General features: G+C 68.7%; 5 protein-coding genes. 4 read left to right on the top strand and 1 reads right to left on the bottom strand.

The features are described 5' to 3' along the window. Positions 1-9 precede the first annotated feature (9 nt). On the top strand, positions 10-1,407 hold the full coding sequence (locus FL344_RS05140) for a di-heme oxidoredictase family protein (RefSeq protein WP_141617726.1): 1,398 nt from the start codon (positions 10-12) through the stop codon (positions 1,405-1,407). Positions 1,408-1,431: 24 nt separating this feature from the next. On the opposite strand, the gene FL344_RS05145 is transcribed toward FL344_RS05140, so the two are convergent. Continuing rightward, on the bottom strand, positions 1,432-2,961 hold the full coding sequence (locus FL344_RS05145) for a hypothetical protein (protein WP_141617727.1): 1,530 nt from the start codon (positions 2,959-2,961) through the stop codon (positions 1,432-1,434). Between the two features lie 129 nt (positions 2,962-3,090). Here FL344_RS05145 and thiL point away from each other — a divergent pair, with 129 nt between their 5' ends. The 3 genes from thiL to FL344_RS05160 form a co-directional block, all read left to right on the top strand. Continuing rightward, positions 3,091-4,038, top strand: coding sequence for a thiamine-phosphate kinase (thiL, locus tag FL344_RS05150; protein WP_141617728.1), 948 nt, complete (start codon positions 3,091-3,093; stop codon positions 4,036-4,038). Positions 4,039-4,094: 56 nt separating this feature from the next. Further along, positions 4,095-5,480, top strand: coding sequence for a methyl-accepting chemotaxis protein (locus FL344_RS05155; protein ID WP_141588004.1), 1,386 nt, complete (start codon positions 4,095-4,097; stop codon positions 5,478-5,480). After that, a partial coding sequence (locus FL344_RS05160) for an MmcQ/YjbR family DNA-binding protein (protein ID WP_141617729.1) occupies positions 5,477-6,000 on the top strand: 524 nt, incomplete at its 3' end. The genes FL344_RS05155 and FL344_RS05160, both read left to right, overlap by 4 nt.

The following is a 6,000-nucleotide window of genomic DNA, read 5'->3' on the forward strand; positions in this document are numbered from 1 at the left end:
GAGCGTCCCATGAAGGCATCGTGGTGGTTGACGGCCCTGCTGCTCACGGCGGGAGCTCCCAGGCAGGAGAACGACGCACCCGCGCCGGGCGCGGCCGTCTCGGAGGTGCCCGGGCGCCCGGACGACGAGGCTCTGGCAGGGGGCGGCACCACGGTGTTTGACGTCTCGCACAATGCCTATGGCCGCGCGCTGGGAAACCTGGCGCCCACGCGCTGGTACCAGATGCGCGAAGGCAAGGTGTTGTTCATGCGGGACTGGGCCGCACATGAAGAAGGGCTGGCGGGCCCGCTGACGAACGCCGCCGGGTGTGGTTCGTGTCACTTCAAGGATGGCCGGGGCCGCCCGCTGCCCGACGTGGGGCCAGAGGCGCCGCTGCTCGTCCGGTTGAGCGTGCCCGCGAAGGACGCGCCCGCGGGGCATCACGAGCCCGTCTACGGCGTGCAGCTCAATGACCGTGGGACCGCGGACGTCCCGGCCGAGGGCACGGTCCAGGTCACCTATACGGACGTGAAGGGGAGGTACGCGGACGGGACGCCGTACACGCTGCGCCAGCCGCGCTACCGCATCAACCAACTGGGCTATGGGAAGCTGGCTCCCGAGGTGATGCTCTCGCCGCGCATCCCCTCCCAGCTCTTCGGCCTGGGGCTGCTGGCGGCCATCCCGGATGAAGCCATCCACGCCCTGGCGGACGCGGATGACCGCGATGGGGACGGCGTCTCCGGCCGTCCGAACCGCGTGGTCAGCGTCCACTCCGGCAAGGTGGCGCTGGGCCGCTTCGGGTGGAAGGCCAATCAGCCCACGCTGGAGCAACAGGTCGCCAGCGCCTTCTCCGAGGACCTGGGACTGACGTCACCGCTCTATCCGGAGAGCAACTGCACGGCGAAGCAGGATGGCTGCATGACGCGAGTGGCCGCCAAGGGCCCCGCATTGTCGCGCCACGTCCTGGAGCGGACGACGCTGTACCTGCGGCTCATCGGCGTGCCCGCGCGGCGCGACGTGTTGGAGCCCACCGTGATGAAGGGACAGGTCCTCTTCCAGAAGACGGGCTGCGCGGCGTGCCACCAGCGGGAGTTCACCACGGGCACCGTCGAGGACGTCCCCGAGCTGTCCAACCAACGCATCCGTCCGTACACGGACCTGCTGCTGCACGACATGGGGCCGGAGCTGGCGGACGGCCGCCCGGACGGAGATGCGAGCGGCACCGAGTGGAGGACGCCGCCCTTGTGGGGCCTGGGGCTGCTGGAGACGGTGAACCGTCAGGTGCGGATGCTCCACGACGGGCGCGCGCGCAGCTTCGAGGAGGCCATCCTGTGGCACGGTGGCGAAGGCGCGCGTGCCCGCGAGCGCTTCAAGGCCTTGGGCAAGGCGGAGCGTGAGGCATTGGTGGCCTTCCTGCGCTCGCTCTGAACGCGAGCGCAGGGGGCGTCGCCGTCAACTGTTGGCCATGGCGGTGCGGAGGCTGTCCAGGATGTAGTACCGGAGCTCCTCGCTCGTCATCTCAGGCGTCTCCTTCAGCTTCTTTTCGGCGAACTTCTTCCATTCGTGCAGCTCGTTGGGCGTTGGCTCGCTCGACGGTTGTGAGGGCCCGGCCTCGTTGAGGTAGATGAGCCAGCCGTAGGCCGCCCGGATGTGGTCTTCGATGCGATTGCTGGCGGGAGCGTCCGTCCCCATCTTCTCGTCGCGCATCGCGTCCTGGATGGCGAACTTGAGCTCCTCCGGGGAGATGTCCTTGTTCTCCTTCTTCTTCTCGTTGGCGAAGGCGCGCCAGCGCCGCATCTCCTCGGGCGTGGCGTCGCGCTCCTGCCCCTCGTAGCAGAAGGACACCCACTTGACGGCGTCCTGGATGAACTGGTCGATGTTGGTGCTGCCCGTGCCGTCCATGCCCGTCGCCTTCACGCGGATGGCGTCCTGGATGGCGAACTTGAGCGCCTCCGGCGTGATGTCCGGGTTCGCCTTCTGGTGCTTCCGGGCGAAGTCGCGCCAGTGCGCCAGTTCCCCGGCGGTGGGCTTGCGCTCCTGGCCCTCGTAGCATTGGGTGACCCACTTGACGCCGTCCTCGATGAACCTGTCGATGTTCAGCGGCGTCGCCTCACCGGTCCCCGTCATCTTCGCGCGAATGGCGTCGGTGATGGCGTACTTGAGGTGCTCCGGCGAGATTTCCGGGTCCTTCTTCAACTGCTCCTGGGCGAAGGCGCGCCACTCCTTCAGCTCCGCGGGCGTGGCCTCGCGCTCCTTGTCGTCGTAGCACTGGGTGACCCACTTGACGGCGTCCTGGATGAACTTGTCGATGTTCTCCGGCGTCACCGCGTCCGTCCCCAGCACCTTCGCCCGGACGGCGTCGATGATGGCGTACTTGAGCTCCTCCGGGGTCGTCTTTGGATTCTTGCTCATCAGGTCGGCGGCGAAGGCGCGCCAGTGCTGCATGTCCGCCGCCGTGGGAGGGGGCGCCTTTTCGTCGTAGCACTGGTGGACCCACGCGAGGGCCTCGGAGATGAACCTGTCGGTGTTCGCCGGCGAATGGGCGTCCAGTCCGTCCCGCTCCAATCGCAGCTTGTCTTGGATGGCGAAGCGGACCTCCTCGGCGGTGATTTCGGGGTTCTTGTTGCGGAGCTCCCGTGCGAAGTCCATCCACTTGGAGCGCTCGGGCCCGCTCGGCCAGCGCTCGCCTTTGAAGACCTCTCGGAATGCCTTGTCAATGCAGGCCGCCAGGCGCTCATCCCTGAGCGGGCCCAGGGCGGAGGGGAGAATCTCCTTGCCGAAGGGGGGCTGCGGGGTGCCCGAAGTCCCCGGGGCCTGCGCGGCGAAGGTGCTCGCGGGGGCTGCTTTCGTCACGCTCTGCGTTGGAAGCACGGAGCCGAGCAGGTCCACCCACTGCTGGGGGCTGACGTCCTTTGGGCCCGTGGGGCTCGTCTGGGTTTTGGACGTGGAAACGAAAGGCAGCCGCTCGCCAATCTTCGACATGAAATTCCCCCAGGAGATGGAAGTCCCAATCTTTATGTTGTCTTGGATTGGTGGGAAAAAGTTGCGTCTGCCCAAGGTACCAAAAAGTGTCGTTGCCCTGACACGCCGTCTGGTCTTACGTGTGCGTCCATGTCTGGTGAGTTCGATTTCATCCGCCGGTTCCTCGCGCACTTCCCGGCCGCGCGTGTGCCCGTGGGGCCCGGGGACGACTGCGCGGTGCTGCCCCCCTCACGTGGGGCGCAGTGCGTCACCACGGACGCGGTGGTGGAGGACGTGCACTTCACGCGCGCCGCGTTCTCCCCCGCGGACATCGGCCACAAGGCGCTGGCGGTGAACCTGTCGGACCTGGCGTCCATGGGGGCCACGCCGCGCTGGTTCGTCTGCGCGCTCGCGCTGCCGAAGGACTATCCCTTGCGGGAGCTCACAGGCCTGGCGCGAGGCATGGCCGCGCTGGCCACCGCGCACCGGATTGCCCTGGTGGGTGGCAACTTCACCTCCGCGCGCGAGCTCTCCGTCACCATCACCGCCGCGGGCGAGCTGTCACGCGCGCCCCTCACCCGCGCGGGGGCGCGGCCCGGGGACCTCCTCTATGTCTCCGGCACGCTGGGCGATGCGCGCCTGGGACTGGAGCACCTTCGTGCGGGGCTGCGCCGGGGCGCCGCCGTGCGCCGTCAGCGCCGCCCCGAGCCTCGCGTGGCGCTGGGCCTGCTCGCCTCGCGCCATGCATCCGCCGCGCTGGATGTTTCCGACGGACTTGCACAAGACCTGGGTCATCTCTGCACCGCCTCGGGTGTCCGCGCGGAGCTGGAGGTGGAGCGGCTGCCACTGTCAGCGGCGGTGCGCAAGGCCCTGGGGCCCGAAGGCGCGCTGGCGGGGGGCGAGGACTATGAGTTGCTGCTGGCCGTTCCCCCGGGGCGTAGCCGGGCATTCGAGCGCGCGTGCGCTACAGGCGGGCACGCCATCACCCGCATCGGCCACTGCACAGAGGGGCGCGGGTGGGTGAGCCGGGACAGGACAGGCCGTGTTCTCCCACTGCCAGAGGGGTTCGACCACTTCCGACCTCGGGCGATGGATTGACCCTGCGGAGCAGCAAGGCTAAACCCGAGACGCTTCTCATCCCCCGAAAGCAACCCGTGCGCCGTCCCCTCCGCGACGACACAGTCCCCGGACACACTCCCCGCCGCGAGCCCCTGCAGCGACTGCTGCGCGCCGTGGACGGACCTCGCGCGACCCGCGAGGTCTCCCTTCACCGGAAGATTCTCAACGGCTACGTCTTGATGGGGCTGGCGCTGACGGGGTGGATGTACGCGTCGGACGGCCTCATCAGCTTCGTCTTCCCCGCGCTCAGCACGGGGGGGAAGGACGCCGTGCGCATCGGCGTCGCCATCATCATCACCGGGGCCGCCGCCGCGCTGCTGCCTTCGTGGCTCGCGCGCGTCACCCGCGTGAAGGTGCTCAGCCGCTCCGCATACGAAATCTCGCAGGGCGACCTGTCCAAGCCGGTGGCCGCCGAGGGCGGCAGCAAGCGCGACGAGATTGACGAGCTGACGGGCGCCATCACCCGCATGCAGGAGAACCTGCGCGAGCTGGTGGGCAAGATTCAAGAGACGGCCAAGAGCGTGGCCGACACGGCCATCGACCTCCAGCGCTCGGCGGAGAACGTCAACGGCTCCACCGAGGAGGTGGGCTCGTCGATGGAGAAGATTGCTGGCGGCGCCGAGTCCCAGTCGCAGCTGGTGTCGAAGGCGTCCAAGGTCATCACCGAGATGGCCGGCAGCATCCAGCGCACCACGGCCAGCGCCGAGGACGCGGCGCGGACGACGGCGGAGACGAGCAGCGCGGCCGAGGACGGCTCCAAGGCGGCGCGGCTGGCCGGCGACAAGGTGAAGAAGGTCTTCAACCGCATCGAGTCCGCCAGCCAGCAGGTGTTCGCCTTCGGCGAGAAGACGCAGGAAATCTCGAAGATCGTCGACGCGATTACGCAGGTGGCGCAGCAGACGAACCTGCTGGCGCTCAACGCAACCATCGAGGCGGCGCGCGCGGGTGAGTACGGCCGCGGCTTCGCGGTGGTGGCCGATGAAGTGCGCAAGCTGGCCGAGAGCGCGGGCCGCTCCGCCGAGCAGATCTCCAAGCTGGCGCGCGACATCTCCGGGCAGTCCACCTCCGTCGTGAGCGCCATGAAGGAAGGCATCGCGGAGCTGGCCGAGGGCCGTGAGGACCTGACCAACATCGTGCGCTCCATGGGCGCCATCACCGACACCATCCGCAAGGGCTCCGAGAAGGTGCACCTCATCTCCGAGAGCGCCCGCGAGCAGCTCAAGGGCAGCGAGGAGATGGTGACGGCCATCGAGGAAATCAAGCTGGTGGCGCGCAACAACGCCTCCTCCACGGAGGCCATCCAGGCCGTCATCCAGGAGCAGACCGCCGCCGTGTCCCGCATGACGTCGCTGGCCAGTGAGCTGACCAACCTCTCCGTCGAGCTGCAGAGCGTCGTGCGCAGCTTCCGCCTGGGCCCATGAGTCAGACGCCCTCGGACAACGTCGACGCGAAGCTGAAGGCCGCGGAGGACCACCTGCGCGAGGTGATGCTCGCGCTCCCCGAGGTCACCGAGGAGTTCCCCTGGGGCCACCGCACGGTCAAGGTGAAGGGGAAGATGTTCGCCATCCTCGTGCTGGACAACGACGGGCTGGGGGTCACCACCAAGCTCCCGGAGTCCAACGAGGCCGCGCTCACGCTGCCCTTCACCGCGCCCACCGGCTACGGCCTGGGCAAGAGCGGCTGGGTGTCCTCTCACTTCAAGCCGGGCAGCGAGGTCCCCATCGGGCTGCTGGCCCAGTGGATTCACGAGAGCTTCCGCGCCGTGGCGCCGCAGAAGGTGCTCAAGGCGCTGATGGCTCCGGGCGCGGCGCAGGCTCCGAAGGCGAAGCCGGTGGCTCGGAAGGCGAAGTCGGCGGCGAAGCCCGCGGCCCCTGCAAGGACGTCCGCGGCGGCGAAGCCAGGGGCCGGTGCCGGGAAGGGCGGGGCGGCGAAGCGGGGTGT

This window comes from Myxococcus sp. AB036A, assembly GCF_006547355.1.
Lineage (GTDB): Bacteria > Myxococcota > Myxococcia > Myxococcales > Myxococcaceae > Myxococcus > Myxococcus virescens.

What these genes read in the sequence shown, in the direction of transcription:
- FL344_RS05140 (WP_141617726.1), top strand. Translation starts at nt 10, where the DNA reads ATGAAGGCATCGTGGTGGTTGACGGCCCTGCTGCTCACGGCGGGAGCT.
- FL344_RS05145 (WP_141617727.1), bottom strand. Translation starts at nt 2,961, where the DNA reads ATGTCGAAGATTGGCGAGCGGCTGCCTTTCGTTTCCACGTCCAAAACC.
- thiL (WP_141617728.1), top strand. Translation starts at nt 3,091, where the DNA reads ATGTCTGGTGAGTTCGATTTCATCCGCCGGTTCCTCGCGCACTTCCCG.